The sequence below is a fragment of the Thermococcus radiotolerans genome (assembly GCF_002214565.1).
Classification (GTDB): domain Archaea; phylum Methanobacteriota_B; class Thermococci; order Thermococcales; family Thermococcaceae; genus Thermococcus; species Thermococcus radiotolerans.
Map to the genome: position 1 here is coordinate 1,347,263 of NZ_CP015106.1, position 26,184 is coordinate 1,373,446.

The following is a 26,184-nucleotide window of genomic DNA, read 5'->3' on the forward strand; positions in this document are numbered from 1 at the left end:
CCTGAGGGCATCAGGAGAGGCTCATAGAATCACCACTCGGAGAACAAGACCGCGAGTAAAAATCGTCCTGCAGAAAACGGTTTGGTGGACCGGGCGGGATTTGAACCCGCGGCCTCCGCCTTGCGAGGGCGGCGCTCATACCAGGCTGAGCTACCGGCCCGCTCCCGGTTATATGGGAACCGCCTCGCCTTTAAAAAGTTTTGGTATACCCCCGGGGATTGATAAACATTTGTGAGTTTAATTTCCACTGGAAAGGAAGGACTTTTAACTCCAATTTGCCAATCAACTCCGGTGGTCTGATGGACGCGCTGAACTTTCATCGCGATAACTTTCCGGGTAACGGGAAGATAGAGGTAATCCCAAAGGTCCCCCTCACGAAGGAAACGCTCAGCCTCGCCTACACCCCCGGTGTGGCGGAGGTCTCGAGGGCGATAGCCGGTGGGGAAGACCCCTGCGAGTACACCAACAGGTGCAACACGGTGGCCATTGTAAGCGATGGCACGAGGGTTCTCGGCCTCGGAGACGTTGGCCCCCTCGCGGCCCTCCCCGTGATGGAGGGGAAGGCTTTACTCTTCAAGGCCTTCGGCGGGGTGGACGCCTTTCCCCTCGTCCTGGCCGAGAAGGACCCCGATAGGTTCATCGAGGTCGTGAAAGCGGTCTCCCCCTCCTTCGGCGGGATAAACCTCGAGGACATAGCCTCGCCCAAGTGCTTCTACGTCCTCGACAGATTGAGGGAAGAACTCGATATCCCAGTCTTCCACGACGACCAGCAGGGAACCGCGAGCGTCGTTTTGGCGGCTCTGCTCAACGCCCTCAAGGTCGTTGGTAAGAGGCTGGACGGGATAACCGTCGCCCTCTTCGGCGCCGGGGCGGCGGGCTTTGCAACGCTCAGGATAACAACCAAGGCGGGGGTAAAGCCGGAGAACGTCAGAGTTGTGGAGCTGGTTGATGGAAAGCCGAGGGTTCTGACCCCCGACCTGCCGCTTGAGGAACTCTTCCCCCACAGGGGCGAGCTCCTCTCGAAGACGAACGGTGAGGGAATCGAAGGCGGCCCGGTGGAGGCCATCGAAGGCGCGGACGTTCTCATATCCTTCACGAGGCCCGGGCCCGGTGTCATAAAGCCGGAGTGGATAAGGCTCATGGCGGACGACGCGGTGGTCTTCCCTCTGGCGAACCCAACGCCGGAGATACTCCCCGAGGAAGCAAAGAAGGGCGGGGCGAGGGTGATAGCGACGGGAAGGAGCGACTACCCCAACCAGGTCAACAACCTCCTCGGCTTTCCGGCGATTTTCAGGGGGGCGCTCGACGTCAGGGCCAGAACGATAACCGACGGCATGGTCATAGCCGCCTCGAATGCGATGGCCTCCGTGATAGAGCCGAGCGAGGATGAGATAATCCCCTCGCCGTTCCACCCGGAGGTTCATCCAAAGGTGGCCGGGGCGGTTGCAGAAGCAGCCATGCGGGAAGGGGTCGCGAGGGTTCGCGTTAACCCAGAGGAGATCGAAGGACGGTTAAGGAAATGGAGGGAGTTCTACGGGAAGAACATCGTCCCACTGAACGAGGGGAGGAAAGCCTACCTGTAAAGGCTCCCTCCACTGGCGTCTATCGCAACCAGCAGGGGGAAGTCCTCGACCTCAAGAACCCACACCGCCTCAGGAATCCCCAACTCCTCCAGCCAGAGAACGTCAAGGACGCGCTTTACGCTCTTCGCCGCGAGGGAGCCGGCTCCGCCGGTAAAGGCGAAGTAAACGGCGCGGCCTTTGAAGGGCTCGGCATCCATACCGCCCTTTCCGATTATCCCACGGACGCCGAGGGAGAGGATTTCCTTCAGGTACCGGTTCATCCTCGCGCTCGTCGTCGGCCCTGCGGAAACTATCTCGTAACCCCCAGAGGTCTTCCTCACGACCGGCCCACAGTGGTAGATCACCGCACCATCGAGTTCGAAGGGAAGCTCTCCCCTCTCGGCAAGCTCAAGGATTTTCCTGTGGGCCGAGTCCCTGGCGGTGTAGATTATCCCTGAGAGGTGAACGATGTCTCCAGCATTGAGGTTCAAAACGTCCTCCTCGCTCAGTGGAGTCCTCAGCCTCACTGCCACACGTCCACCCTCCCGTCGGGCTTTATCTCCACGAAGGCCCTCCTGTTGGCCCAGCACTGAACGACCAGACCGACCGGAAAGCTCGCAGGATGCCTGTGGGCGACCTCTATCTTGACGTCTAGGGCGGTGGTCCTTCCCCCCATGCCCATCGGGCCGATTCCCGTTTTGTTCACTTCCACCAAAAGCTCCTCCTCGATTTTCGCTATCCTCCCGTCCGGGTTCCTTTCCCCCACTTTTCTCAGCAGGGCCTTTTTGGCCAGGAGCAGGGCGTAGTCGGCCCCGCCACCAACGCCTATGCCCAGAATAATCGGCGGACAGGGTTTTCCGCCGCAGGCCTTCAGGTGCTCGAGTACAAAACGCCTTACTCCCTCCCAGCCCTCGGCGGGGGTTAGCATGGCCAAAGCCGAGCAGTTCTCGCTTCCCCCTCCCTTCGGAAGAACCGCTATCCTTATCCTATCCCCCGGGGCGGGCTCCCAGTGGATTAGAGGAACGTCCCTGCCTGTGTTGTCGCCGGAGTTCCTCCCTGTGAGGACGTCAACGGCGTTGGGCCTGAGGGGTATTTCCTCAGTGGCCCTCCTCGTAGCCTCGATGAGCCAGTCCTTAACCTCGCCGAGAAAGGGACTTTCAACGCCGGCCTCAACGAAGAATGTTACCGTGCCGGTATCCTGACAGACGGGAACCCGGTCCGCAAAGCCGATGTCTATGGCCTTGATTATGTTGCCGAGGTTGAAGCGCGCTATCTCATTGTCCTCCTCGGCGTAGGCCTTCCTGATGGCCGAGAAGGTATCCTCTGGAATCTTGGTGACGGCCAAGAGAATGGCCTCAACAATCGAGTCAACGATCTCCCCAGACAATCAGCATCCACCCATCAAAAATAGCCGGGGAAGCTTAAAAAGTTAACAGAAAAGGGGCAATCAGCCCTTCAGAATCTCGACTATCTGCTCGGCGACCTGGACGCCGGCGCGCATCTGGGCCTCGACGGTTGAGGCCCCTATGTGGGGAGTTAGAACCACGTTGTCGAGCTTGGTAAGCGGGTGGTCCTTCGGGAGGGGCTCCTCCTCGAAGACGTCCAGGCCGGCTCCAGCGATCCAGCCCTCCTTCAGAGCTTTGACGAGGGCGTTCGTGTCAACGACGGCTCCACGAGCGGCGTTGATGAGTATCGCGGTGGGCTTCATCAGTCTGAGCCTCTCCTCGTTGATGAGGTGGTAGGTGGCATCGATGAGCGGGACGTGGAGAGTAACTACGTCGCTCTCCTTCAGGAGGGTCTCGAGGTCGACGAACTTCCCTCCAACCTCTTTCGCGCGCTCTTCGTTCGGATAGGGGTCGTAGAGAAGGAGGTTCATTCCAAGGGCCTTGGCTATCTTGGCTATCTGATACCCTATCCTGCCAAAGCCGACTATTCCGAGGGTCTTGCCCTCAAGCTCGATTCCCATGCACTGCTTCTTGGCCCAGACGCCTTCCCTCATCTTCCTGTCGGCGAAGGCTATTTTCCTAGCCACGTTGAACATGAGCGCAACGGCAAGCTCGGCAACGCTTCTGCTGGAAGCACCGGGGCTGTTGACGACCTTTATTCCGCGCTCCTTGGCGGCCTCGAGGTCTATGTTGTCCAGCCCGACGCCGGCCCTTCCGATGACCTTGAGCTTCGGGGCGGCCTCGATGACCTTTCTCGTCACCTTGGGCTTGCTCCTGACGATTATGGCATCAACGTCCCCGACGAGTTCAATCAGCCTCCCTTCATCGGGATACTCCTCAAAAATAACATCAAAACCGGCGTTCTTCAAAACCTCTATCGCCCTCTCGTGCAGTGGGGCCGCAACGAGAACCTTCACCATCTCCATCACCTCATCCCCTTCTTTTTATGGCCATGAGCATAACCTGGTCGGAGGCGTCCTCCGCACGGTCGGCTATATCGCCGATCTTCGTCAGTATTTGGTTCCAGATAAGCTTTGCGTAGGTCGTAACGGTCTCGCTCTCAAAAACCTTGCCCTTGACGTCGTACTCAACCTCGTCGGCCTTTTCCTCAGCGTCCTCAACGGCTTTGGCCAGCTCTATCGCCCTGTCAACGTCGGAGTTGAGGGCATTGACGGCATCCTCAAGGACGGCGTAGCTCTCTATCGCAGACTCAACGAGCTCCATAATCTCGGCCTTGAGCTCCACCGGCGCCTTAGGCTTCGCAAGAATCAGAGTGTGGGCCGCGCTCTCGGCCGCATCGGCAACCTGGTCAATGAGCTCGCTCAGCCTCACGTAGTCCCCCCTGTTGGCGGGCAGAAAGGCACCCTCGTAGAGCATCGTCTCTATGCTCCTCCTGAGCGTGTCGGCCTTGCTCTCAAGTTGGTCAACCTCCCTCTCAAAGGCCCTGGCCCTCTCAAAATCCCCGTCAAGATAGGCGTTCATAAGCTCCCTGAAGGCGACCAGAGACTCCTTAACGACCTCAAGGTGACTCTCGATGGCCTCAAAGACGCTGCTCTCCTTACCACCGAATATGGGCATTGTGATCCCTCCACAATAAACTCCCCTTATCGGGTTTATCTGCTTTTGGGTGGAAGACCCCTTCCGAAAGGGAGAGGATGAGAGCCCGAAACCCTTAAATATCCCCACCTATTAAAAAATAATAGGTGGTCTTCAACGTATCTCACCCAGAAGAACCACCTCAGGGTGGACAAGAAGACATACAAAATTCTCAGGACACTAACCCACCTATCCAAGAGCCTCTACAACCTGACCCTTTACACGGTTAAACAACACTACGAGCTGAACGGCACTTTTCTGCCATACGCCAAAGCCTACCATCTCGTAAAGGACAGCGAGCCCTACAAACTCCTACCGAGTCAGGCGGCACAGCAAACGATGAAAATCGTGGAGAGAAACTTCCGCTCCTTCTTCCACGTCCTCAACGAGCGGAAAAAGGGGAACTACAACCGTCCGGTAAGACCGCCGAAGTATCTCCCCAAGGACGGCCACTTCGTCCTCATCTTCCCTTATCAATCCTTCAGGGTTAAGGGTGACAGGATAATCCTCTCCCTCGGCAGGAACTTCGCCAGAAAATACGGTGTCCAGCACCTCGAATTCACCCTCCCAAAGAACGTCAGAGGGCACAGGATAAAGGAAGTCCGCATCCTGCCGAGATACAACGCCCTCTGGTTCGAGATTGAATACGTCTACGAAGTCGAACCCGAGAAGAGGGAGCTGGATTACTCAAAATACCTCGCCATCGATTTGGGTCTCGACAACTTCGCCACCTGCGTTTCCACCACTGGGACGGCCTTCATCATCGAAGGCCGGGGGTTGAAGAGCTTCAACCGGTGGTGGAACAAGGAGAAGGCCCGCCTCCAGAGTCAATACGACAGGCAGGGTGTAAAGTTCGGAAAGAAGATGGCTTGGCTTTTGAGGAAGAGAAAGAACGTGATTAACGACTTTATGAACAAGGCGGTCAGCTACATCGTGAACTACTGCCTCGAAAAGGGATTGGCAACATCGTGATTGGCGAGCTGAAGGGGATAAAGCAGAACGGAAACCTCGGAAAGAGGAACAACCAGAATTTCCAATACATCCCTTACGGCCTCTTCAAGCGAAAACTGAAGGCCAAGTGCGAGCGTTACGGGATTAACTACATCGAGGTTGATGAGGCATACACGAGTAAGGTCGATGCCCTCGCTCTGGAGCCGATTGAGAAGAGGGAGAAATACCTCGGGAGGCGGGTTAAGAGGGGACTTTTCCAGTCTTCCACAGGAGTGCTGATTAACGCTGACGTGAACGGTGCTCTGAACATTTTGAGGAAGGTAGCCGGCGATTCGCCCGTTCGGGCGATAGTCGGTAGTGGCCGTGTGAACCGGCCTGTGAGGGTGAGGCTACCTTGGGGTGGTCTCACTCCTCACGAAGCCCCACCCGCAAGAATGGGGTAGTTCACCTACTTTGCCCCTCCTTTGCCTTGATGAGTGCCCAGAGGAGCTCGTTCCTCGGAGCCTCGAGGCCAACGGAGCTGGCGTACTCCACTATTTTGCCATGGATGTAATCGACCTCCGTCCTCTTGCCCCTCCTTATGTCCTGAAGGGTGGAGTTGTAGTTTTCCCTAGTGCGCTCTATCGTGTCCCACAGGAGCTCAAGCGGGTGTATCTCGAACTCGATGCCGAGCCGCTGGGCAACGGTGCAGCCCTCGCGGGCTATCTCGACGGAGATGGCCTCAAGGTATGGGTCATCCTTCAGAAAGCCGTTTTTGACCTCAAGAACCGTTCCGAGACCGTTGATGACCGAGTTGACTATGGTCTTTGCCCATTTCCAGCCGTTCACGTTCTCCGTCACGTGGGTTTCTAAGCCAGAGGCGTTGAAAACTTCTGCGACCTTTCCGACAAAGGGATCGCTTCCGCCTGGATACCTGCCGATTACGGTGATGCCCTTCCCGGTCCACCTCACGTGCCCCCACTCGACCAGCATTGCCCCATTCGTGGTTATTCCCCCCATGACGTTGGGCGTAACCTTCAAAGCCATCTCCTCGTTGCCCAGACCGTTCTGGATGCTGAGTACCCATGTTCCCGGCCCGATGCAGCCGCGCGCGCACTCAAGGGCGGCCTTGGTAGAGTAGGACTTGGTCGAGAGGATCAGAAGCTCCGGGGGCTCGCTCGGGGCGTAGAGGCTCGCCTTAGGATGGACCGTGAACTCCTCAAACCCAGAAACGTGCAGCCCGTTCTCGTTTATCGCCCGCACCTGCTCCTCTCTTCCGATGAGTGTGACGTCGTTGCCCGCCCTCGCGAGCAAAGCCCCAAAGAGCGAGCCTATGCTCCCCGCGCCGAGTACGTAAATCTTCATCCCACCACCGCAAGCGTTTAAAGCCCCATCCTTAAAGCCTTACCGATGATAAGCGTTGTTCTCGTCGAGCCAGAGGGGCCCGCAAACATCGGAATGGTGGCAAGGACCATGAAGAACTTCGGCTTCTCCAGCTTAGTCCTGGTCAACCCAAACATCACGGAGGAGAGCTACAGCTACGCAGTTCACGCGGGGGACGTTCTCGAAAACGCGATGATGGTCGAGAGCCTTGAGGAGGCTCTGGGACTCTTCGACGTTGCCGTTGGAACCACGGGCAAGCCCGGAAAAAGCTACATCCCCGAGAGGGCACCCCTGATGCCCTGGGAGCTGAGGGAAACCCTACGAGGCTATTCCGGAAGGGTCGGCCTCTTCTTTGGCAGGGAGAGCATCGGCCTGAAAAACGATGAGCTGAAGAGGCTCGACTTCACGGTAACGATTCCGACAAGCGAGGCCTATCCGGTCATGAACCTCGCCCAGGCGGTGGCCGTTATCCTCTACGAACTGGCGAGGGAGAGGCCAAAAGCTAACGTCCACTCCCTCGAGCCAGCCACGCAAGTGGAGAAGGAGGAGCTGGTGAGAGCCTGGGAGAGGCTGCTCAACGTGCTGAACTACCCGAAGGACTCCGAGAGAAGGGAGGTTTTCACGAGGGTGTTCCGGCGCTTCGTCGGGAGGTCCCTCCTCTACGGGAGGGAGGTTCACACGCTCATCGGGCCGATCAGGAAGGCGGCCCTCAAACTGGAGGAATGCGGAGATGCTGAGCGTCGAGAGGTTTGATATAGCAGGTAGAGAGGTGTGGATAGGGGTAGTCCACTCCGAAAAAATCCAGGGGATAACCTTCTCCCTGGAAAGGGAGCAGTTCGAGAGGAACGTCAAGCGCCTCACGGGTTTTCTGGAGAGGAGGGGCGTTGAGGTAAACACGAAACCAGCAGAGAGCCGGTATCCTTCCCTCGTGAGGGACGTTATCCTGGGCAGGGTGGAGAATTTCGAGGTTCTCAGGGAGCTCTCCCTTGAGGGCCTTACACCTTTTGAGAGACGAGTTTACGAATGGCTCACGAAAAACGTTAAAAGAGGGAGCGTTATAACCTACGGTAACCTTGCGAAGGCCGTTGGAACGTCTCCACGGGCAATCGGCGGGGCCATGAAGAGGAACCCGTACCCGATAGTCGTTCCCTGCCACAGGGTGGTCGCCCACGATGGCATCGGTTACTACACTCCGAGGCTGGAGGAGAAGATGTTCCTGCTCGAAATTGAGGGGGTGAAAGGATGGACAAGCTCAAGGCGTACCTGATAGCGTTCGTTCTCATCGTTCTTGGGATAGCCGCGGGGATAGTCTACGAATGGGGCTGGACAATGCTGCTCAGGGTTATCCTGACCCTCGGCTTCCTGGGAGTCACGCTAATGCTGCTCTTCTTCACCGGGCTAACGCTCTACGCGGAGAGCTGGAAGTACGGAATAATCCTCGCGATCTTCACCGCGATAAGCGGCTACGGCCTCTACCTGAGCGCCACATGGCAGGGGCTCCACATAATCGCCGGCATAATCGTCTTCTTCATCGCCATAGTCGCCTTCGGCATCTGGTACATCAGCGAGCCTGATTTAAGCCTGACCGACCGCTTCCGCTCGGCCGAAAAGCTCGAAAGGATGGGCAAGTACAAAGCCGCAGCAAGAAAGTACGAGAAGGCCGGAAACTACCTGAAGGCGGCGGAGATGTACGAGAAGCTCGGCTGGATGGAGAGCGCCGCCTGGGCCTACGAAAAGGCCGAGAAATACGAAAGGGCGGCCGAGATATACGAGGAGCTGTACGAGAAGGAGAAGGACACCTACTACCTCAAGGAGGCCCACGAGTACTGGAAGAAGGCCGGAAACATGGAGCGGGCCGCTAAGGCCCTTGAGCGCTACGCCGAGGAGGAGCCCTGGTTCTGGGAGGACGTTGCGAAGCTCTACGAGGAACTGGGCAACGAGGAGAAGGCTAGGGAAGCCTGGGAGAGGGCCCTTGAGTACTACCAGAAGGAGGCCCAGGAGGAGGGTGTCTTTTACGAGGACGTCGGCAACATAGCGAGGAGGCTCGGAAAGGAGGAGCTCGCCAGGGAAGCATACCAGAAGTTCCTCGAGTACTGCCTCAAGGAGGCTGAGGAAGACCCGATGTGGTGGAAGCACGTCGCCGAAGCCTACGAATATCTCGGCGAGAAGGAGAAAGCGGAAGAGGCTAGAAAGAAGTACGAGGAGTACCGGGCAAAGATAATGAGGGCCAACGAGGAAACCTCGAATTTCCCGGAGGAGAAGGGGGAGTAGTTCCAGACTAATACAGCTCCCCAGTTTCATCTAACTCCTCGAGTTCCTTCTCGATTTCCCTCTCCTTTTTCTCAGCGTACCTCTCCATCCAGTCGAAGAAGAACCAGACTGCGAGGAGAAGCAGGGATATACCCAAAAAGCCGAATAGGATCTGGAAGTCCGTGGGAACCGTCTGTGGGATGTAGGACATGCTCCCACCGAAGGGGATTTCGCGGGACACCTAAAAAACTTTGCCAACCTTTTTAAAATCCGGGTGAAACTCTCCTCAGGTGGTAGCGATGATGGGAATGAACCCGAGGCAGATGAAGAAGCTCATGCGCCAGATGGGCATCAAGATGGAGGAGCTCGATGGCGTCAAGGAAGTCGTAATCAGACTTGAGAACAGGGAGATAATCATAAAGGAACCCGCGGTCACGGTCATCACTGCGCAGGGCGAGAAGAGCTACCAGATAATCGGGCCGGAGGAGGTCAGGGCGATAGTCAGCATCCCGGAGGAGGACATAAAGCTCGTGATGGAGCAGACCGGCGTTGACTACGATACCGCAAAGAAGGCCCTGGAGGAGGCAGAGGGAGACCTCGCGGAGGCCATACTCAAACTGAGCGGGGAATGAAAAAAGAAAAGGCATCACGCCTTTTGTCCTTTTCCGAAGTTCTCTATAGCCTTCACGAGCGGGATGAGATGCATCAGCGCCGGACCACCGGCCATGAGAACCGCCACGAGGCCGGCTTCGATAAGCTCCTCGGGCTTTGCGCCGGCGGCGAGGGCCTTCTGGGTGTGGAGGTAGATGCACCACTCGCAGCCCTGGGCGATGCCGAGGGCAAGGGCTATGAGCTCCTTCTCACGGGTCGTCAGTGCCTTGTTGTCGAGGGTCTCACGCAGGAAGCGGGAGAAGGCCGATATCTCCTTCGGGTGCTCCTTTCCGAGTTTGTCAAGGAGCTCCTCTATTTCCTGAAGTTTGACGTTAACCTCGTCGTAATCCATGGGAACCACCGTAAATAACTCGCGTTCTGGGTTTAAAGGCCTATCTCCAACTTTAGGTTGGAAACCAGCCGTTCCAAAAGACTATAAACCCCGCCGAATAGGTGGATACGATGAGGGCGATAGGGGTCATAAGGAAATCGAGGCGGGACAGGATAAGCCGCGAGGAGTTTGAGGAGCTTTTGGAAAGCGCCGGCTATGAGGTAGTGGCGATTCTGGAGCAGAACAGGGAGGAGCATCCCAAGTACAACATCGGAAAGGGCAAGCTGGAGGAGCTGAAGGAGCTCGTGGGGGAGCTCGAGCCGGACAGGGTGATATTCGCCAACAAGCTCACGCCGAGCCAGGCATACAACCTCTGGAAGGAGCTCAGGGTTGAAATCATGGACAAGTGGCAGCTCGTCCTGGAGATATTCGAGAGGCGGGCGCATTCCAAGGAGGCCAAACTCCAGGTTGAACTCGCCTCGCTCCAGTACGAGGTCCCCCTGGTGAAGGAGGCGATAAGGAGGATAAAACTCGGAGACAGGGCCGGTTTCAAGGGAATGGGTGAATATCAGACCCGGCAGTACCTCAAGCACATCAGATACCGCATGGGAAGGATCAGAAAGGAGCTGGAGAAGGTCAAAGCCGATAGAGAGGTGAAGAGGAAGCGCCGTGAAGAGGTCGGCTTCATACTCCTGGCTCTGGCGGGCTACACGAACGCCGGCAAGTCGACCCTCCTCAACACCCTGGCGAGGGAGGAGATAGAGGCGAAAAACCAGATGTTCACGACGCTCGATACAACCACACGGCGCTTCAAGCTCTCGGGAAAGAGGGTTCTCCTGACAGACACGGTTGGCTTCATAGATGGTCTTCCCCCCTTCATAGTCGAGGCATTCCACTCGACGCTTGAGGAGATAGTGAAGGCGGACATAATACTCCTCGTCCTCGACGTCAGCGAGCCCTGGCCCGAGATAAGGAGGAAGTTTCTGGCCTCCCTCAACGTCCTCAGGGAACTGAAGACCCTCGACAGGCCGATGATAGTTGTGCTCAACAAGATAGACCTGACCACCGAGGAGGACGTGAGGGACAAGGCGGGGAGGATAGAGGAGATAATCGAGGAACGCGGGATAAACGTCTCCCGCGTGGTGGCGATATCGGCCAAGCTAGGTCAACTGGAGGAGCTTTACAGCGCCCTCGAGGAGGTCATCCTCACCCTTCCGAAGTACGGTGCCTTCGAGATAACCGTGAGCGAGCCCGAGAAGGTGCCGCAGGTTATGGCGCTGATAAACGCCATCGGCGAGGTTTTGGAAGTGGAATACGGCGAGGAAACGCGGATAGAGGCCTACATCCAGACAGGAATGATAAAGGAACTCACGAGGCTCGGAGTTGGGATACGGAGACTCTCCGTTGAGAACGAGTAAAAAAGGTTTTTAGGAAAAACGCCATATAGTAACACCGGGGAAGCGGTGTGGAACCTAAGGCAATAGCCGGGACCCTCATTCTAGTCGCCATGTTAACCTTCCTCCTGCCGAAGGGGATCCTGTTTCCGGTCAGCCCCAGAGGGGTCGACTTTCCAGTCAGGAGCAGCGGATTCGTGAAGTGCCAGTTCTTCGTGAGGGAGCGCCTCAACTTCAGTAACCAGAGCGTTGAGTTCACGGTGGTTGACAACGGCGCGCCGCTGACGAACCTATCCCTGAAAGGCATCACGGGAGGGCACGTCTGCGTTCCCGAGGGAATCCTCGTGTACTCCTACTATCCAGGAGACCCCTACGCGGGCATGTACGGGGCGCTGATCGATTCCGAGAATCTGAGCGAGAGATGGTCGAGGAGAATCTTCGGACTCCCCTGGAGGTACTCAAACGGCGCAATCTACCTCACAGATGACGGTTGCGTTACCCTCCTGAACGCATCGACGGGAAGGTTCGTCTTCAGGTTCTGCCCGGACGCCCCCCGCTCGAAGACCACAGACCTGTTTTTCATGGACGGAAAGGCGTACATAACGGCAGTTTCGGTCGAGGAAGGTCCGAGGGGAGAAGTGGGGAGGGCGATAATATACCTCGTGGAAAAAGGAGAGACCCGAAAGAGGACCTTCACCACCCTCATCGGCGAGCCAGCGGTGGCCGAACTCTGGATAGACGGCAATGAGGAATACGTGGCTGTCTCGTATTTCATGTACACCGCAGCTGGAAGGGAGAGGGACGGTCTCTGCGTCTTCAGGGCGGATGACCTCACCCCCATCGGATGTAAAAGCTTCAGGCACTCCGCCCTAAATGTCAAGGTTGAGGGAGATGTTGTCTACGTTAGGGTTCTGGACGAGGTTAAGGCCTACCGGATAATCTCGCCCTGAGGTGATGGCATGGAGAGGGCCGTCATTGCCTTCCTCGTGCTCCTCATGGTGGTGGTTGCAGGCTGTATAGCTAGCGAGGAAACGCCGCCCACGGAAACCACGGGCAGTCCGCTCTCCGTTAATGCCCACCACTACGAGGTGAACGGTACACCCTTCGTCAACTTCACGGTTACGCTCAACGGCACCACCTTTGGCCCCTACGCCCTGGAGGGTAAGGTCGGTGGAGACGTGCCGCTCCAGGAGGGCATCCTTCTCTACGCCGGCTATCCCGACGAGGCCTCCAAACCCACGGAGTTCCTGCTGGTGGGAAAGTCCGGTCGGGTCGTGTGGAGGAAGAGGTTCTGGGGCCCCACGGAGTTCTGGGCCTCAACGGAGGGTAAGGGAATATTCGTAAAGCAGGGAAGCCGGAACCCAAGGATCAACCCTGTTCTCTACCTGGTGGACATGGAAACCGGGAGGATCGTTCTTTCCCGTGAACTTCCGGGTGGGGGAAGGGTGGGCGACATCGTGCTCAGGGACGGGACGATTTACCTTGCCACGTCCACAGGATACGTTCACATGGTGGAGGATGACAAGCTCAGACTCGTCTACTTTGACTCCCTGAGCGGGGCTCGGGTAAGTACCGAGCTCCACCTGGCCGCCACCGAGGAGTACGTGGCCGTCGCGTATCGGTTCACCAACGGGAGCGGTGAGAGGAAGGGCCTCTGCCTCTTTACCTCCAAACTGGAAAGGCTCGCGTGCAGGGAGCTGGAGAAGAGACCCAGTGGGGTCAAAATCGAGGGGAACACCGTTTACGTAATCAGTTCCACGGGGAGCGTTCCGTATCCGATAGAGGCCCTCACGGGCACAGGCCAGAGGGAAGACAGCGACCAGAACTCCCCCACGGGAGGTACCACGACATTTGCCTGCCCTCCGTCGCTGCGGATATCGAAGAGAACCACCGAGGACACCGAGTACTACACCCACTTCACCCTCCGAACGGGGAACAGAACGGTTAACGTGACCCTCAAAGGACCCGACGGGAAGCGCATGTGCACCCCGGAGGGCGTTCTGGTGTACACGTACTACCCGGGCGAATCAACGGGCGGGGAGGGAGTGTTTTTCGACCACAACCTGAGCATCCTGTGGGAGCGGGAACTTCCGGCACTCCCGATGGGATACCAGAACGGCAGCATCGTCCTCGTGCTCTCAGATGAGTACACCTCCCAGGGCTGCGTCTATCTCCTAGACCCCCTGAGTGGGGAGGAGAGGTTCAGCTTCTGCCCCGACGAGTACAAGTTCTACATCACGGACGTCAAGGTTGTGGGGGAAGAGGTCTACATCGCCGGGGCGAGCCTGTTCAGCGGGGATGCGTTCATCTACGCCGTGAGGGGAAACGAGACGAGAAAGGTCTTCGTGGCGAGCGCCGGCGAGCACCTCCTCGGCGTCAGGGTGCACCTCAGAGTAAACGACGAATACATACGGGTGACCTACGGCCTCTCGGGATGGACGGGGGAAGCGGATGTTTTCGGGCACTGCATTTTCAGAAGGGGTGACCTGTCGATAGTGGAATGCACGGGCTAAACCAGCCCGACCAGCGAGAAAGCCTTGAATATCACCAGGGAGATGACTATGGCCGTCAGCGGCGTGGCGACCCAGCCGAAGATTATGTCCCTGATGACCGACCTCTCAACGCCCTCCCCCGCGAGAAGGCCAACGCCAACGACGCCGCCGACTATGGACTGGCTCGAGCTCACGGGGAGGCCGAAGAAGTTCGCCAGGCTGACGGCTATTGCCGAGCCGAATTGGGCCGCGAAGGCCGAAACCGGGCCGAGGGCAGTTATCTTCTTTCCGACGGTGTGCATAACCGCGTAGCTGAAGGTGAGCGCGCCGATTGAAAGGGCGATGGCCCCGAAGATGCCGGCCACCTTGGGCTCCATGAAACCGGCACCGACGAGCGGACCAGAGGCGTTCGCAACCTCGTTCGTCCCGAAGTTGAATGCCATGTACGAGCCCCCGAGTACGGCGAGGGCCTTGTATAGGGTTTCAATCGTCGAGACGCTCTTGATTCTGGAGATGGCCCACGAATAGAACCTGAAGAGGATTATGGCCAGTATCCCCGAGAGTACGGGTGAGACGACCCAAGCGGAGGCTATCTTGAGGAGGGTGTACCAGTTGACGGGCGCGCTCGCCGCGAGGCCAACCCCGATGACACCTCCCACTATCGCCTGGGTCGTGGAAACCGGCAGTCCCTTAACGGTCGCTATCGTCACCCAGACCCCTGCAGCCAGGAGGGCTATAACCGCCATCTCCATGGTCAAAAAGCCGCTGGGAACTATCCCCTCCCCCACGGTCTTCATGACCTTGTAACCCCTCATGTAAGCGCCCATGAGAACGAATATCGCTATTGTGAGCGTGGCCTGGCGGAAGCTGAGTATCCCGGCGCCGACGGCGGTGCCCATTGCATTGGCGGAATCGTTGGAGCCTATGTTCCAGGCTATGTAGAACGCCACCGCAATCGCTGTCAGGGCCAGGCCGTCCATGGACATCACCTATATAGTCTATATATCCCCGGTGGAGGCGAGGCTTAAAAGTTTTTGCCAAGATGTGAACGAACTTTTTTCGAGAAACGATGCCTTAATTAAGCCATTGACGACTGACAACGTTCATGCCTACCCAAAGACATCTGCCGAAGGTCTGTTAAGCCAATACCGAAACTTAAATAAATGCATTGGATGAATAAAGTTTGACAAACTTAAGGAGGCAGGAATGATGATAGAGATTCGTTTTCACGGTAGGGGTGGACAAGGCGCAGTTACCGCCGCCAACATACTAGCCTCAGCTGCTTTCCTTGAGGGCAAGTACGTCCAGGCGTTCCCGTTCTTCGGCGTTGAGAGGCGTGGAGCGCCAGTTACGGCATTCACCAGGATTGACGAGAAGCCAATAAGGATAAAGACCCAGATCTACGAGCCCGACATCGTCGTCGTTCTCGACCCGAGCCTTCTCGACACCGTTGACGTCACCGCCGGTCTCAAGGACGACGGCATAGTCATCGTCAACACCGAGAAGAGCAAGGAAGAGGTTCTCGAGAAGCTCAAGAAGAAGCCGGCGAAGCTCGCGCTCGTCGATGCAACCACCATAGCCCTCGACGTTCTTGGCCTTCCGATTACCAACACCGCAATCCTCGGTGCAGTCTCAAAGGCCACCGGCGTCGTTACCCTCGAGCACGTCCAGAAGGCCATTCAGGACGTCTTCTCCGGAGCCCTTGGCGAGAAGAACGCCAAGGCCGCAGAGGAAGCCTTCAACAAGACCGTCATTTACGAGCTCTGATTCTCTTTCCTTCATAATCCTTGACAAGGGGTGAAAAGCGTGAACACGTTGTTTGGTGAAAGGAAGGAAGGGGCAACCAAGATCGTCCTCAAATCCGTGGACGAGTATCCGGAGGCCCCCGTAACATTGGGAACAACCCTCGTTAACTTCACCGGAGACTGGAGGACCTTCATACCAGTGATAGACGACGACAAGTGCGTCAAGTGCTACATCTGCTGGAAGTTCTGCCCGGAGCCGGCCATATTCATCCGCGAGGACGGCTACGTCGGCGTGGACTACGACTACTGTAAGGGTTGCGGAATCTGCGCGAACGAGTGCCCGACGGATGCTATAACAATGGAGAAGGAGGAGAAGTGAGATGGCCGAGTACAAGCCCATTAGGAAGGTTGTAAGCGGCAACTACGCGGCGGCTTACGCCGTTAAGCACGCCCGCGTTGAGGTCGTCGCGGCCTACCCGATCACTCCCCAGACGAGCATCATCGAGAAGATAGCCGAATTCCTGGCCAACGGCGAGATCGAGGGACTTGAGTACGTTCCCGTTGAAAGCGAACACTCAGCCATGGCGGCCTGTATAGGTGCCAGTGCCACCGGCGCCAGGGCATTCACTGCAACCTCCGCCCAGGGTCTGGCACTCATGCATGAGATGCTTCACTGGGCCAGCGGAGCGAGGCTGCCGATAGTCATGGTCGACGTTAACCGTGCCATGGCTCCCCCCTGGAGCGTGTGGGACGACCAGACGGACAGCCTTGCCCAGCGCGACACCGGATGGATGCAGTTCTACGCCGAGAACAACCAGGAGGTCTACGACGGCGTGCTGATGGCCTTCAAGGTCGCCGAGACCGTCAACCTCCCGGCCATGGTTGTCGAAAGCGCCTTCATACTTAGCCACACCTACGACGTCGTAGAGATGATTCCCCAGGAGCTGGTTGACGAGTTCCTCCCGCCGAGGAAGCCGCTCTACACCCTCACCGACTTCGACAACCCGATAGCCGTCGGTGCCCTCGGAGGTCCCAACGACTACTACGAGTTCCGCTACAAGGTGCAGAAGGCCATGGAAGAGGCCGAGAAGGTCATCCACGAGGTCGGTAAGGAGTTCGGCGAGCGCTTTGGAAGGGACTACAGCCAGATGATAGAGCTCTACAGGACGGAGGATGCCGACTTCGTCTTCATGGGCATGGGTTCGCTCATGGGAACCGTCAAGCAGGCCGTCGATGTTCTCCGCGAGGAGGGCTACAAGGTCGGTGCCGCGAAGGTCCGCTGGTTCAGGCCCTTCCCGAAGAAAGAGCTCTACGAGCTGGCAAAGAGCGTTGATGGCATAGCCGTCCTCGACAGGAACTTCTCCTTCGGACAGGAGGGCATACTCTTCAACGAGGCCAAGGGAGCGCTCTACAACACCGACGCGAAGCCGCTCATCAAGAACTACATCGTCGGCCTTGGCGGAAGGGACTTCACGGTCGCCGACGTCAGGAAGATAGCCGAGAACATGAAGGCGATAATCGAAAAGGGAGAGCTTGATGTAGAGGTGGACTGGTACCACCTTAAGAGGTGAGAATGATGGAGATTCCAGAGAACGTTAAGAAGAGGTTGAGCATCCCCGCTGATGAGCACTTTTACGCCGGTCACACGGCCTGCCAGGGCTGTGGGGCCTCCCTCGGCATCCGCTACGTGCTGAAGGCGTACGGAAGGAAGACCATATTCACAATCCCTGCGTGCTGTTCGACAATCATCGCCGGTCCCTGGCCGTACACCGCCTTCGAGGCCAACCTGTTCCACACCGCCTTCGAGACCACCGGTGCCGTCATGGGCGGTATCGAGGCGGCACTCAAGGCCAAGGGATACAAGGTCAAGGGCGAGGACGGAATAATGGTCGTCGGCTGGGCCGGTGACGGTGGTACCGCGGACATCGGTCTCCAGGCACTTTCAGGCTTCCTTGAGAGGGGCCACGACGCTGTTTACATAATGTACGACAACGAGGCTTACATGAACACCGGAATCCAGAGGTCGGGTTCAACCCCCTACGGAGCCTGGACCACCAACACCCCCGGTGGAAAGAAGCACTTCCTCGAGAGGAGGCACAAGAAGAAGGTCATAGACATTGTCATCGCCCACGAGATACCCTACGCGGCAACCGCCAGCATAGCCTTCCCCGAGGACTTCATAAGGAAGCTCAAGAAGGCTAGGAAGACCCCTGGACCGAGCTTCATCCAGCTCTTCGCGCCGTGCCCGACCGGCTGGCGCTCACCGACCGACAAGAGCATTGAGATAGCCCGCCTGGCGGTTCAGACGGCGTACTTCCCGCTCTTCGAGTACGAGAACGGAAGGTACAAGATCAACATGCCCTCAACGAAGAAGGAGCCCAAGCCCATAGAGGAGTTCCTCAAGCTCCAGGGCAGGTTCAAGTACATGACCAAGGAGGACATAGAGATCCTCCAGCAGTGGGTCAACCACGAGTGGGAGAAGCTCAAGAAGCTCGCCGAGGTCTTCGGCTGAGCTTTCCATCTTTAATTCCTCGCAAGGTTTAAGTTCCAATAGGATAATTCACCTGAGGTGATAAACATGGCCGAGACTCCGTTTAAGGCCGAGATTGAGAGGGTTCAGAAGGAGTATAGCGAAAAGATGACCCCGGGAGCGATAGCCACGATTCCGGGGAGTAGCGTCATAAACAAGACAGGTTCCTGGCGTGTTTTTATGCCCGAGTTCTACAAGGACAAGTGCGTTAGGTGCTACCTGTGCTACATATACTGCCCGGAGCCGGCTATCTACCTCGACGAGGAGAACTACCCGGTCTTCGACTACGACTACTGTAAGGGCTGCGGAATCTGTGCGAACGAGTGCCCGACCGATGCCATCATAATGGTTAGGGAGACCAAGTGAGGTGGTGAAAGATGCCGATGAGAAAGGTTATGAAGGCCAACGAAGCCGCCGCCTGGGCGGCCAAGCTCGCCAAGCCGAAGGTCATAGCGGCTTTCCCGATTACACCGTCAACGCTCGTTCCAGAGAAGATCAGTGAGTTCGTCGCCGATGGGGAGCTCGATGCTGAGTTCATCAAGGTCGAGAGCGAGCACTCGGCGATTTCAGCCTGTGTCGGTGCCTCCGCGGCAGGTGTTAGAGTCTTCACCGCGACCGCTTCCCAGGGTCTAGCACTCATGCACGAGATACTCTTCATAGCTGCCGGAATGCGCCTTCCAATAGTCATCGCCGTCGGAAACCGCTCCCTGAGCGCTCCGATCAACATCTGGAACGACTGGCAGGACAGCATAAGCGAGCGCGATACCGGCTGGATGCAGTTCTACGCCGAGAACAACCAGGAGGCGCTTGACCTCATTCTGATAGCCTACAAGGTCGCCGAGAACGAGAAGGTTCTCATTCCGGCCATGGTTGGATTCGACGCCTTCATCCTGACCCACACCGTCGAGCCGGTCGAGATACCCGACCAGGAGCTCGTTGACGAGTTCCTCGGCGAGTACGAGCCGAAGTACGCATACCTCGACCCGGCCAGGCCGATAACCCAGGGTACCCTCGCCTTCCCAGCCCACTACATGGAGGCTAGATACACCGTCTGGGAGGCCAACGAGAACGCCAAGAAGGTCATCGATGAGGTTTTCGCCGAGTTCGAGAAGAAGTTCGGAAGGAAGTACCAGAAGATAGAGGAGTACAGGACGGATGACGCCGACATAATCTTCGTCACCATGGGTTCACTCGCCGGAACGGTCAAGGAGTACGTTGACCACCTCCGTGAGAAGGGAATCAAAGCCGGTGCGGCCAAAATGACCGTCTATAGGCCGTTCCCGATCGAGGAGGTTCGTGCCCTCGCCAAGAAGGCGAAGGTTCTCGCGCTCCTCGAGAAGAACATCACCTTCAGCGTCGGTGGAGCCCTCTTCCAGGACTTCAGCAGGGCGCTCATCAACGAGAGCGAGAAGCCGAAGATAGTTGACTTCATCCTCGGCCTTGGAGGCAGGGACGTCACCTTCAAGGACCTCGACGAGGCCCTGGCCATAGCCCAGAAGGCCTTGGCTGGAGAGGAGTTTGATGAGGTCAACTGGATCGGCCTGAGGAAGGAGATTCTGTGAGGTGATGAAGATGGCCGTTAGAAAACCCCCTATCACAACTCGCGAGTACTGGGCACCCGGTCACGCCGCCTGTGCCGGCTGTGGCTGTGCCACCGCTCTTAGGCTCGCCACGAAGGCCTTCAGCGAGGCCATGGAGGAGAAGTACGGCGATCCAAACGCCTTCGCCATAGCCCAGGCAACCGGATGTATGGAGGTCGTCTCCGCCGTCTTCCCGTACACCGCCTGGAAGGCCCCGTGGGTTCATGTCGCCTTCGAGAACGCAGCTGCAGCTGCAAGCGGTGTTGAAGCAGCTTGGAAGAAGCTCGGAAGGAAGGGCAAGATACTCGCCATAGGCGGTGACGGTGGTACCGCGGACATCGGTATGCAGGCCCTCAGCGGTATGCTCGAGCGCTGGCACAACGTCGTTTACCTTATGTACGACAACGAGGCCTATATGAACACTGGAATCCAGAGGTCAAGCTCAACCCCCTACGGTGCCTGGACCACCACCAGCCCGCCGGGCAAGTACTCCATCGGTGAGGACAAGCCCAAGAAGTGGGTCGCCCTCATCGCCGCCGCCCACCAGGTTCCGTACGTCGCAACCGCCAGCATAGGCAACCCCTTCGACTTCGTCAAGAAGATGAAGAAGGCCGCCAAGGTGGACGGTCCTGCCTTCGTCCAGGTCCAGTGTACCTGCCCGACCGGATGGAAGAGCCCGCTCGAGAAGGGCGTTGAGATAGCCCGCCTCGCCATCGAGACCGGCGTCTGGCCGCTCTTCGAGATCGAGAACGGCGACCTCTGGAACATCAAGATACAGTCTCCTGGAGGAGGCGCCAAGGTCAAGCGCGAGGGCGGCAGGGTTGTCGCCATAGAGTTCAAGAAACCCATCGAGGAGTACCTCAAGCTCCAGGGCAGGTTCAAGCACCTCTTCAAGCAGCCGGAGGCCATAGACGTCATGCGCGAGCAGATCAAGGCCATGTGGAAGGTCCTCGGTGTCGATGTCACCCTCCCGAAGCCGGAGGAGTGAACTCCCTTTTCTTTCCACTTTGATATTCCGATGCTCAGTCCACGGCATCCTTGAAGGCCAGCGCGAGGGCTCTAACGCAGTTTTTAATTTCCTCGCTCACCCCCATCCAGTCCCCGGGCTGACAGCCGAGGAGCAGGAACCGGGTCTCCGGGAGCAACTCGGCCAGGTGGTCAAGCGTCACCCTGAGCTGGAAGCGGAACTCCTCGGGAACGTCCCCCATGGCCTCCCAGGGGTCGGCAACGACCACTTTGCCGGGCTCGCCCCCGAATTCAAGGGGGACCGCAACTATCACAAGCTCCGGACGGAAGCGTATTATAGCCCCCGCCTGGCTCTCGGGAACGTCGTGGCAGTTGATTGGGAGGAAGTTCGGGTTTTCCACCGCCACGGAGAGGGCCTCTGCCAAATAGGCCCCGAATCCATAATCACCGCGTTTCTCGTTGCCCACGCCGCAGAGAACTATCCTGCGTGCATCCCCGATTATCTCATCAACCTGCACGGTGGAACCTCCAAAAAGGTATCAGAGGAGAACGTAGCCGGAACTCACGCTCTCCCTGAGCTCCTCATCGCTGAGCTCCCTCTGGTGTTCGGGGATGTTCTTGGCGCGCCTCTCGTTGACGAGTTCAAGAACCATCTCCAACGGGCCGTACTGGATGGCCTCCGCCGGGCACATGAGGGCGCAGGCCGGCTCGAGACCCTCCTCGCGTCTGTCGGCACACATGTCGCACTTGGTTATCGCCCTGACCTTGAGGCTGTAGAAGGGAACGCCGTAGGGACACACCTGGAGGCAGGCGAGACAGCCGATGCACCTGTTCTCGGCTATCCTCACCGCTCCATCCTCATCACGGTAAATGGCGTTGGTCGGGCAGACCCTCACGCAGGGCGCGTCGTCGCAGTGCTTGCAGTTTATCGGGAGGTACTGCTTGTTCTCCGTTACGTAAATCCTGATGTGTGGGCTCCCATCGTGGATGAAGTCGCAGACGGTTTCACAGGTCTCGCAGCCGATGCACGTGAGGTAATCGAGGTAGAGGTATTTCCTCTCCATCAGGATTCACCCCTGAGCCACCTGTCGATTGAGACTGCCGCATAGAGGCCGTCCTTTATCGCCCTGCCGACCTTCGTCGGGCCGTTGACCACATCCCCGGCGGCAAAGATTCCCTCAACGCTCGTCATGTGCCTGGAATCAACGACGATTCTGCCCCTCTTGTCCGTCGCGATGTAGGAGCCGTTAACCGGCGGGGTGGAGACCATGCCTATGGCAAAGACCAAGTAGTCCAGCTCAACCTGGAACTCCGAGCCCTCTATGGGTATCGGCCTCCTCCTTCCGGTCTCGTCGGGCTCACCGAGGCGAGTTCTGAGGAGTTCAATCGCCTTAACGCGGCCGTTCTCACCTATCACGCGCTTTGGAGTCACGAGCTCGAACCATTTGACTCCTCTGTTCCGGAGGATGTTTATCTCGTAGGCTCCGGCGGGGGCTTCCCTTATCGTCCTGCGGTAGAATATCTCAACCTCCGCACCGAGGCGGTTGCACTCGAAGGCGGCATCAACAGCCGTCAATCCCGCGCCGATTATACCGACCCTCTTGCCTTTCAAATCGGGAACCTTCTCCTTTGGAACGTAGCCGAGTTCGGCTCCTTTTATCCAGAAGAGGAGCTCCAGCGGTGAGAGTATGCCCTCCAGGTCGTCCCCGGGGATTCCAATCCTCCTGACGTTCCAGATTCCGGTGGCTATCAGAACCGCGTCGTAGTTCTCCCTGAGTTCACTGAGTCTAACAGCTCTCTCGTAGAACTCGTCGCCCTCGTCCTCCCTCTCACCCTCCATGACCTTCGTCTTCGGGTAATAGGTTACCTCGAACTCCTCCTCAAGCTCCTTCGCACCGAGACGAACCCTCTCGACGGGAATCCTGAACTCTGGAATGACGAAGAGCATCAACCCACCGGGCTCGGGCATTTTGTCGTAGATGTCAACGTCGTGTCCCTTGCAGACGAGGTAGCCGGCCGCCGTAAGTCCCGCCGGTCCAGCGCCGACTATGGCCACCCTCTTTCCAGTCTGCGGGGGCTTCTCTTTGCAGAGAAAGGAGAACTTGATACCCCTCATTTGGTGGTCCCCCCGAAGAACCTGAGGTACTCGCTCGGGAACTCCTTGACGCGGTCGTGCTTGCACCTGTCGCACATGAAGACGACCTCTGGATGGTCGTAGAACTTCTCCAGCTTGTGATAGAGGAACTCCGCGGTTTTAACGGTGTAGTCCAGCTTCCTGCCGCAGACCTGACAGTGGGCGTATTCGAACTCGAGGTCGAGTCTGTCGGGGTGGCCCTGGATGGCCTTCGTCGGGCATATGTCGTTGCACTCGTAGTTGCACTCCTTGCAGAGCTCGGGATGGAACGAGATGACCTTCTTACCATCGTCTATGACGAATATCGCATTGTGCGGGCACACCTGGGCACAGAGGGCACAGCCTATGCAGGCGTCGGCTTTGAGGCCTTCCTCTTTTTTCGGGGTTTCTGAAATCTCAGCCGGGGGCGAAGCCGGGGCCTTCCCTCCCCTCCCGAATAATCCCCTGATGCGCTTGAACATTCTCCCACCTCAAAAGGGAATAAAAGAGGGAGCTCAGATACCGAGCTCCTTCCTCTTCTTCATGATGTGGTCGTACATCAGCTTCGCTGCCTTGTACGGGTCGGGCTCCACTATGAAGGCCGCTCCAACGATGTCGTAGAGGTCCTGCGTGAGAATCTTTACCACCTTCGGACCGCCGAGAACCGGCGGGACTATGCCAAGGTGCGTGGTGATTCCGCTGGCCACGAAGTAGGTTCCTATCGAGACGGCCTTCTCGGTCATGGCCTCGGGGGCAGAGCCCACCACAGGCAATGCCGAAATAGGAACGTTCAGGTCCCTAGCCACCAGGTCGGCCAGGACGAGTATTCTCGTACAGTCAACGCACGAGCCCATGTTAAGAGCAGGAGGAATGCCCCACTCCTTGACGAACTCCCTCAGACCGGGCCCAACGTTCTCGGTGTCCGCGTACTCGGGCAGGAAGATGCCATACTTCATCGCCGCGGTCGCCCAGCAGCCGGTTCCCACGAGGAGGACGTCCCTCTTCATCAGCTCGTTGGCTATCTTGATGTGGTTGTGATCCTGCTTTATCTTCGGGTTGTTGCAGCCGACTAAGCCCGCTACGCCCTTTATCTTGCCCTCGACGATGGCCTCTTCAATGGGCTTGAGGGAGCCTCCGAAGTGCTTGAGTATCGCCTCGACGCTGAAGCCGACGTATCCTGCCATCTTCTCCTTCGGTATCTCAACCCTCACCTTCGACCTGTTCGGGAAGTTCTCAACTGCAGTCTTGACTATCTCCTTGGCTATCTCATCCGCCCTTCTCTCGTCGAACTTGATGTGTATGGCTCCCGGGAACGTTGCCAGCGGGCTGGTGTCTATTATCTTGGTGTGGAAGCACCTGGCCACGTCAACCGTTGCGGGCATTATACACTGCACGTCAACTACCATGGCCTCGACGGCGCCGGTAACTATGGCCATCTCCTGCTGGAGGAAGTTGCCGGCTATGGGTATGCCGTGCCTCATGAGAACCTCTAAACCTGTACAGCACATTCCGACGACGTTTATGCCCTTGGCACCGAGTTTCTCGGCGAGCTCGAGCAGCTCGGGATCCTGAGCCGCCTCAACGATTTTCTCCGAGAGAACGGGCTCGTGGCCGTGGACGACTATGTTGACGTAGTCCTCCTTGAGGACTCCGAGGTTGGCCTCGGCCTTTATGACCTGCGGCGTGCCGAAGAGCACGTCCTGAAGTTCGGTCGCTATGAGCGAACCTCCCCATGCATCGCCGAGGGACGTCTTCAGACCGTGGAGGAGTATACTCACCGGGTCGTGGTCGGTTCCTATGTGAGTCCTGTGGAGGCTCTCCACTATCTCTCTGTCTATGCTCCTCGGGAGAATACCGTTCTCGAACCAAGGCATGCCGGCCTTCTCGGCGGCCTTCTCGAACATCTCGTAGGTCTTGGGGTTGAGGTAGGCCTTGAGGAAGGCCAGAGCCTCCTCATCCTGCTTTCCAAAGTCATTGAGCGCCACTTCGGCAACTTCCTTGGCGAGCTCCCTGACGGTCTTGCCCTCCGTCTCGATTCCGAGCCTCTCGGCGATGGCCTTGAGCTTCTCGACATCCCTCACCTGATACGGCAGGGTGCTCGACGCCATGTTGTCGAGTTCAAGGACGGGCTTTCCTTCCTTCTTGAACTTCTCGGCCATTTCGGCCGCTATGAGAAGGGTCAGAGCCACGTGGCGCCCGTGGTCACTGTGAGCGGCAGCACCGGCCGCTATCATCCTGAGAAGGTTCCTGGCGACTATGGTGTCAGCATCGGCACCGCAGACGCCCCTTCTCGGCTCGCCCCCGAAGGGGTTGATCCTGCACGGTCCCATCATACAGTTCCTGCAGCAGACTCCAAGGAGGCCGTAACCGCACTGCGGCTGCTGCTTCTCGAGCCTCTCCCAAACGGTCTCAATTCCCATCTCCTGGGCTCTTTCGTACATCTTTTGGGTGGTCGGGTCGATAGAAACTTCCTTATACTTCTTCATTTCGACTCCCCCTCATTAATACGAATAATTTCGGCGTACATGGACCTGAAAAGGTCCCAACCGTTGTATTCCTCTTCATACGTCCCTTCTTTCAGCTTGATTATCTTCTCGGCCGTTTCCTTCCTGACGCTGGAGACTATCTCGTCTATGGTGCCGAACTGAAGCGCCCCGGTCTTGCACGCCTCAACGCACGCGGGAGGCCGGCCCTCGGCTCTCCTGTCGGGACACATATCGCACTTGAACATCACACCGTTGAGGGCTTCGAACTCGGGGATACCGAAGGGACAGACGATGGCACACATCTTGCAGCCGATGCACTTCTCGGGGGTTATCATGACCGCGCCGTCTTCGTCGTGATAGAGCGCGCCGGTGGGACATACCTCGACACACGGTGCGCCATCGCAGTGCCTGCAGTTCATGGGTACGTTGTAGGCCCCCATGGGGAGAATGTGTATCCTCGGCAGGGGCAGCGGGTCCTCAAAGATCGCTGAGAAGAGGTCCTTGCTCTGAGAGTGTTCCACTGCACACGCTATCTCACACTGCCGACAGCCAATGCACTTCGCTGGGTTTATGAAGATAGTAGGCTTTGAATCGGTGGGCATAGGAAATCACCATTACGCATGTAACGAAACTGATATAAAGTCCTTTCCGTTTTAACTGTGAACCTTCGAAAATATTTCAATCTAAAACAGATACACTATAAAAATGTAAAACTATGCTCGCAGTATCT

The 26,184-nt window shown here is 57.5% G+C and carries 31 protein-coding genes and 1 tRNA gene; 17 read left to right on the plus strand and 15 right to left on the minus strand.

All coding sequences use genetic code 11. The features are described from left to right. Nucleotides 1-82: 82 nt before the first annotated feature. Nucleotides 83-160 (minus strand) — tRNA-Ala (locus A3L10_RS07495). A 139-nt stretch (nucleotides 161-299) separates the two neighbouring features. Here A3L10_RS07495 and A3L10_RS07500 point away from each other — a divergent pair. Further along, nucleotides 300-1,583 (plus strand): NAD(P)-dependent malic enzyme, encoded by a 1,284-nt coding sequence (locus A3L10_RS07500; RefSeq protein ID WP_088867041.1) that lies wholly within the window; start codon nucleotides 300-302, stop codon nucleotides 1,581-1,583. On the opposite strand, the gene A3L10_RS07505 is transcribed toward A3L10_RS07500, so the two are convergent. From A3L10_RS07505 to A3L10_RS07520, 4 genes are all read right to left on the minus strand, one after another. After that, entirely contained in the window at nucleotides 1,574-2,095 is a 522-nt protein-coding gene (locus A3L10_RS07505; protein WP_088867042.1) for a FumA C-terminus/TtdB family hydratase beta subunit, read from the minus strand. The two genes, A3L10_RS07500 and A3L10_RS07505, sit on opposite strands and share 10 nt — an antisense overlap. After that, nucleotides 2,086-2,937, minus strand: coding sequence for a fumarate hydratase (locus tag A3L10_RS07510; RefSeq protein WP_088867562.1), 852 nt, complete (start codon nucleotides 2,935-2,937; stop codon nucleotides 2,086-2,088). The genes A3L10_RS07505 and A3L10_RS07510 overlap by 10 nt, the downstream gene beginning before the upstream one ends. Before the next feature lie 72 nt (nucleotides 2,938-3,009). After that, complete coding sequence (locus A3L10_RS07515) at nucleotides 3,010-3,924, minus strand: hydroxyacid dehydrogenase (RefSeq protein ID WP_088867563.1); 915 nt, start codon at nucleotides 3,922-3,924, stop codon at nucleotides 3,010-3,012. A 13-nt stretch (nucleotides 3,925-3,937) separates the two neighbouring features. Further along, entirely contained in the window at nucleotides 3,938-4,585 is a 648-nt protein-coding gene (locus tag A3L10_RS07520; protein ID WP_088867043.1) for a TIGR00153 family protein, read from the minus strand. Nucleotides 4,586-4,750: 165 nt separating this feature from the next. Here A3L10_RS07520 and A3L10_RS07525 point away from each other — a divergent pair, with 165 nt between their 5' ends. Together A3L10_RS07525 and A3L10_RS10375 are read left to right on the plus strand one after the other, a co-directional pair. Beyond that, on the plus strand, nucleotides 4,751-5,575 hold the full coding sequence (locus A3L10_RS07525) for an RNA-guided endonuclease InsQ/TnpB family protein (RefSeq protein ID WP_232460959.1): 825 nt from the start codon (nucleotides 4,751-4,753) through the stop codon (nucleotides 5,573-5,575). Beyond that, the gene (locus A3L10_RS10375) at nucleotides 5,572-5,997 is read left to right on the plus strand and encodes an IS200/IS605 family accessory protein TnpB-related protein (RefSeq protein WP_232460960.1); all 426 of its coding nucleotides are present in this window, start codon (nucleotides 5,572-5,574) and stop codon (nucleotides 5,995-5,997) included. The genes A3L10_RS07525 and A3L10_RS10375 overlap by 4 nt, the downstream gene beginning before the upstream one ends. 1 nt (nucleotide 5,998) lies before the next feature. Here the strand turns inward: A3L10_RS10375 and A3L10_RS07530 are convergent, their stop codons facing one another. After that, nucleotides 5,999-6,898 carry a 2-dehydropantoate 2-reductase gene (locus A3L10_RS07530; RefSeq protein WP_088867044.1) on the minus strand — a complete coding sequence of 300 codons (900 nt, stop codon included), beginning with the start codon at nucleotides 6,896-6,898 and terminating at the stop codon, nucleotides 5,999-6,001. Nucleotides 6,899-6,943: 45 nt separating this feature from the next. Between A3L10_RS07530 and A3L10_RS07535 the strand changes: the two genes are divergently transcribed. The 3 genes from A3L10_RS07535 to A3L10_RS07545 are packed head-to-tail and all read left to right on the plus strand — an operon-like array spanning nucleotide 6,944 to nucleotide 9,187. After that, a complete protein-coding gene (locus tag A3L10_RS07535) occupies nucleotides 6,944-7,669 on the plus strand; it encodes an RNA methyltransferase (RefSeq protein ID WP_088867045.1) in 726 nt (241 codons plus the stop codon). Further along, nucleotides 7,647-8,183 (plus strand): methylated-DNA--protein-cysteine methyltransferase, encoded by a 537-nt coding sequence (otg, locus tag A3L10_RS07540; RefSeq protein WP_088867046.1) that lies wholly within the window; start codon nucleotides 7,647-7,649, stop codon nucleotides 8,181-8,183. Before A3L10_RS07535 ends, otg begins: the two co-directional genes overlap by 23 nt. Beyond that, nucleotides 8,159-9,187 (plus strand): tetratricopeptide repeat protein, encoded by a 1,029-nt coding sequence (locus tag A3L10_RS07545; protein ID WP_088867047.1) that lies wholly within the window; start codon nucleotides 8,159-8,161, stop codon nucleotides 9,185-9,187. Before otg ends, A3L10_RS07545 begins: the two co-directional genes overlap by 25 nt. 7 nt (nucleotides 9,188-9,194) lie before the next feature. Here the strand turns inward: A3L10_RS07545 and A3L10_RS07550 are convergent, their stop codons facing one another. After that, complete coding sequence (locus tag A3L10_RS07550; protein ID WP_232460961.1) at nucleotides 9,195-9,407, minus strand: hypothetical protein; 213 nt, start codon at nucleotides 9,405-9,407, stop codon at nucleotides 9,195-9,197. A 58-nt stretch (nucleotides 9,408-9,465) separates the two neighbouring features. Between A3L10_RS07550 and A3L10_RS07555 the strand changes: the two genes are divergently transcribed. Next, entirely contained in the window at nucleotides 9,466-9,798 is a 333-nt protein-coding gene (locus A3L10_RS07555) for a nascent polypeptide-associated complex protein (protein WP_198362092.1), read from the plus strand. Between the two features lie 14 nt (nucleotides 9,799-9,812). On the opposite strand, the gene A3L10_RS07560 is transcribed toward A3L10_RS07555, so the two are convergent. Beyond that, a complete protein-coding gene (locus A3L10_RS07560) occupies nucleotides 9,813-10,169 on the minus strand; it encodes a carboxymuconolactone decarboxylase family protein (RefSeq protein WP_088867049.1) in 357 nt (118 codons plus the stop codon). A 110-nt stretch (nucleotides 10,170-10,279) separates the two neighbouring features. On the opposite strand from A3L10_RS07560, the gene hflX reads away from it, so the two are divergent. The 3 genes from hflX to A3L10_RS07575 are packed head-to-tail and all read left to right on the plus strand — an operon-like array spanning nucleotide 10,280 to nucleotide 14,055. Beyond that, nucleotides 10,280-11,566: a GTPase HflX gene (hflX, locus tag A3L10_RS07565; RefSeq protein ID WP_088867050.1), complete on the plus strand. Its 1,287-nt coding sequence runs from the start codon at nucleotides 10,280-10,282 to the stop codon at nucleotides 11,564-11,566. 47 nt (nucleotides 11,567-11,613) lie between these two features. Then, a complete protein-coding gene (locus tag A3L10_RS07570; RefSeq protein WP_088867051.1) occupies nucleotides 11,614-12,492 on the plus strand; it encodes a hypothetical protein in 879 nt (292 codons plus the stop codon). 9 nt (nucleotides 12,493-12,501) lie between these two features. Beyond that, a complete protein-coding gene (locus A3L10_RS07575; RefSeq protein ID WP_088867052.1) occupies nucleotides 12,502-14,055 on the plus strand; it encodes a PQQ-binding-like beta-propeller repeat protein in 1,554 nt (517 codons plus the stop codon). Here the strand turns inward: A3L10_RS07575 and A3L10_RS07580 are convergent. Next, complete coding sequence (locus tag A3L10_RS07580; RefSeq protein WP_088867053.1) at nucleotides 14,052-15,014, minus strand: inorganic phosphate transporter; 963 nt, start codon at nucleotides 15,012-15,014, stop codon at nucleotides 14,052-14,054. The two genes, A3L10_RS07575 and A3L10_RS07580, sit on opposite strands and share 4 nt — an antisense overlap. 229 nt (nucleotides 15,015-15,243) lie before the next feature. Here A3L10_RS07580 and A3L10_RS07585 point away from each other — a divergent pair, with 229 nt between their 5' ends. From A3L10_RS07585 to porB, 7 genes are all read left to right on the plus strand, one after another. Continuing rightward, nucleotides 15,244-15,801, plus strand: coding sequence for a pyruvate/ketoisovalerate ferredoxin oxidoreductase subunit gamma (locus A3L10_RS07585; RefSeq protein ID WP_088181563.1), 558 nt, complete (start codon nucleotides 15,244-15,246; stop codon nucleotides 15,799-15,801). A gap of 39 nt (nucleotides 15,802-15,840) precedes the next feature. Further along, complete coding sequence (locus A3L10_RS07590) at nucleotides 15,841-16,158, plus strand: 3-methyl-2-oxobutanoate dehydrogenase subunit delta (RefSeq protein WP_088867054.1); 318 nt, start codon at nucleotides 15,841-15,843, stop codon at nucleotides 16,156-16,158. 1 nt (nucleotide 16,159) lies between these two features. Continuing rightward, on the plus strand, nucleotides 16,160-17,350 hold the full coding sequence (porA, locus tag A3L10_RS07595; RefSeq protein WP_088867055.1) for a pyruvate ferredoxin oxidoreductase: 1,191 nt from the start codon (nucleotides 16,160-16,162) through the stop codon (nucleotides 17,348-17,350). Between the two features lie 5 nt (nucleotides 17,351-17,355). Then, a complete protein-coding gene (locus A3L10_RS07600) occupies nucleotides 17,356-18,291 on the plus strand; it encodes a 3-methyl-2-oxobutanoate dehydrogenase subunit beta (RefSeq protein ID WP_088867056.1) in 936 nt (311 codons plus the stop codon). A gap of 66 nt (nucleotides 18,292-18,357) precedes the next feature. Beyond that, the gene (gene porD, locus A3L10_RS07605; RefSeq protein ID WP_088181008.1) at nucleotides 18,358-18,675 is read left to right on the plus strand and encodes a pyruvate synthase subunit PorD; all 318 of its coding nucleotides are present in this window, start codon (nucleotides 18,358-18,360) and stop codon (nucleotides 18,673-18,675) included. An 11-nt stretch (nucleotides 18,676-18,686) separates the two neighbouring features. Next, nucleotides 18,687-19,871 (plus strand): pyruvate synthase subunit PorA, encoded by a 1,185-nt coding sequence (gene porA, locus A3L10_RS07610; protein WP_088867057.1) that lies wholly within the window; start codon nucleotides 18,687-18,689, stop codon nucleotides 19,869-19,871. A 10-nt stretch (nucleotides 19,872-19,881) separates the two neighbouring features. After that, on the plus strand, nucleotides 19,882-20,877 hold the full coding sequence (porB, locus tag A3L10_RS07615) for a pyruvate synthase subunit PorB (RefSeq protein ID WP_088867058.1): 996 nt from the start codon (nucleotides 19,882-19,884) through the stop codon (nucleotides 20,875-20,877). Between the two features lie 34 nt (nucleotides 20,878-20,911). Here porB and A3L10_RS07620 read toward each other — a convergent pair whose 3' ends face one another. From A3L10_RS07620 to A3L10_RS07645, 6 genes are read right to left on the minus strand one after another with little or no spacing between them, the layout of a single operon-like run. Beyond that, on the minus strand, nucleotides 20,912-21,373 hold the full coding sequence (locus A3L10_RS07620) for a hydrogenase maturation protease (protein WP_088867059.1): 462 nt from the start codon (nucleotides 21,371-21,373) through the stop codon (nucleotides 20,912-20,914). 21 nt (nucleotides 21,374-21,394) lie between these two features. Continuing rightward, the gene (locus tag A3L10_RS07625; protein ID WP_088867060.1) at nucleotides 21,395-21,919 is read right to left on the minus strand and encodes a 4Fe-4S dicluster domain-containing protein; all 525 of its coding nucleotides are present in this window, start codon (nucleotides 21,917-21,919) and stop codon (nucleotides 21,395-21,397) included. Continuing rightward, nucleotides 21,919-22,971 carry an FAD-dependent oxidoreductase gene (locus tag A3L10_RS07630; protein ID WP_088867061.1) on the minus strand — a complete coding sequence of 351 codons (1,053 nt, stop codon included), beginning with the start codon at nucleotides 22,969-22,971 and terminating at the stop codon, nucleotides 21,919-21,921. Before A3L10_RS07630 ends, A3L10_RS07625 begins: the two co-directional genes overlap by 1 nt. Beyond that, on the minus strand, nucleotides 22,968-23,450 hold the full coding sequence (locus A3L10_RS07635; protein WP_088867062.1) for a 4Fe-4S dicluster domain-containing protein: 483 nt from the start codon (nucleotides 23,448-23,450) through the stop codon (nucleotides 22,968-22,970). Before A3L10_RS07635 ends, A3L10_RS07630 begins: the two co-directional genes overlap by 4 nt. Nucleotides 23,451-23,483: 33 nt before the next feature. Beyond that, on the minus strand, nucleotides 23,484-25,454 hold the full coding sequence (gene cooS, locus A3L10_RS07640; protein WP_088867063.1) for an anaerobic carbon-monoxide dehydrogenase catalytic subunit: 1,971 nt from the start codon (nucleotides 25,452-25,454) through the stop codon (nucleotides 23,484-23,486). Continuing rightward, on the minus strand, nucleotides 25,451-26,056 hold the full coding sequence (locus A3L10_RS07645) for a 4Fe-4S dicluster domain-containing protein (RefSeq protein ID WP_088867064.1): 606 nt from the start codon (nucleotides 26,054-26,056) through the stop codon (nucleotides 25,451-25,453). The genes cooS and A3L10_RS07645 overlap by 4 nt, the downstream gene beginning before the upstream one ends. Between the last annotated feature and the right edge of the window lie 128 nt (nucleotides 26,057-26,184).

Excerpts from the sequence above, each read along its gene's own strand:
- A3L10_RS07500 (WP_088867041.1), top strand. The coding sequence starts at position 300 with ATGGACGCGCTGAACTTTCATCGCGATAACTTTCCGGGTAACGGGAAG.
- A3L10_RS07520 (WP_088867043.1), bottom strand. The coding sequence starts at position 4,585 with ATGCCCATATTCGGTGGTAAGGAGAGCAGCGTCTTTGAGGCCATCGAG.
- A3L10_RS07530 (WP_088867044.1), bottom strand. The coding sequence starts at position 6,898 with ATGAAGATTTACGTACTCGGCGCGGGGAGCATAGGCTCGCTCTTTGGG.
- A3L10_RS07535 (WP_088867045.1), top strand. The coding sequence starts at position 6,944 with ATGATAAGCGTTGTTCTCGTCGAGCCAGAGGGGCCCGCAAACATCGGA.
- otg (WP_088867046.1), top strand. The coding sequence starts at position 7,647 with ATGCTGAGCGTCGAGAGGTTTGATATAGCAGGTAGAGAGGTGTGGATA.
- A3L10_RS07545 (WP_088867047.1), top strand. The coding sequence starts at position 8,159 with ATGGACAAGCTCAAGGCGTACCTGATAGCGTTCGTTCTCATCGTTCTT.
- A3L10_RS07555 (WP_198362092.1), top strand. The coding sequence starts at position 9,466 with ATGATGGGAATGAACCCGAGGCAGATGAAGAAGCTCATGCGCCAGATG.
- A3L10_RS07560 (WP_088867049.1), bottom strand. The coding sequence starts at position 10,169 with ATGGATTACGACGAGGTTAACGTCAAACTTCAGGAAATAGAGGAGCTC.
- hflX (WP_088867050.1), top strand. The coding sequence starts at position 10,280 with ATGAGGGCGATAGGGGTCATAAGGAAATCGAGGCGGGACAGGATAAGC.
- A3L10_RS07575 (WP_088867052.1), top strand. The coding sequence starts at position 12,502 with ATGGAGAGGGCCGTCATTGCCTTCCTCGTGCTCCTCATGGTGGTGGTT.
- A3L10_RS07580 (WP_088867053.1), bottom strand. The coding sequence starts at position 15,014 with ATGGACGGCCTGGCCCTGACAGCGATTGCGGTGGCGTTCTACATAGCC.
- A3L10_RS07585 (WP_088181563.1), top strand. The coding sequence starts at position 15,244 with ATGATAGAGATTCGTTTTCACGGTAGGGGTGGACAAGGCGCAGTTACC.
- porA (WP_088867055.1), top strand. The coding sequence starts at position 16,160 with ATGGCCGAGTACAAGCCCATTAGGAAGGTTGTAAGCGGCAACTACGCG.
- A3L10_RS07600 (WP_088867056.1), top strand. The coding sequence starts at position 17,356 with ATGGAGATTCCAGAGAACGTTAAGAAGAGGTTGAGCATCCCCGCTGAT.
- porD (WP_088181008.1), top strand. The coding sequence starts at position 18,358 with ATGGCCGAGACTCCGTTTAAGGCCGAGATTGAGAGGGTTCAGAAGGAG.
- porA (WP_088867057.1), top strand. The coding sequence starts at position 18,687 with ATGCCGATGAGAAAGGTTATGAAGGCCAACGAAGCCGCCGCCTGGGCG.
- porB (WP_088867058.1), top strand. The coding sequence starts at position 19,882 with ATGGCCGTTAGAAAACCCCCTATCACAACTCGCGAGTACTGGGCACCC.
- A3L10_RS07625 (WP_088867060.1), bottom strand. The coding sequence starts at position 21,919 with ATGGAGAGGAAATACCTCTACCTCGATTACCTCACGTGCATCGGCTGC.
- A3L10_RS07630 (WP_088867061.1), bottom strand. The coding sequence starts at position 22,971 with ATGAGGGGTATCAAGTTCTCCTTTCTCTGCAAAGAGAAGCCCCCGCAG.
- A3L10_RS07635 (WP_088867062.1), bottom strand. The coding sequence starts at position 23,450 with ATGTTCAAGCGCATCAGGGGATTATTCGGGAGGGGAGGGAAGGCCCCG.
- cooS (WP_088867063.1), bottom strand. The coding sequence starts at position 25,454 with ATGAAGAAGTATAAGGAAGTTTCTATCGACCCGACCACCCAAAAGATG.
- A3L10_RS07645 (WP_088867064.1), bottom strand. The coding sequence starts at position 26,056 with ATGCCCACCGATTCAAAGCCTACTATCTTCATAAACCCAGCGAAGTGC.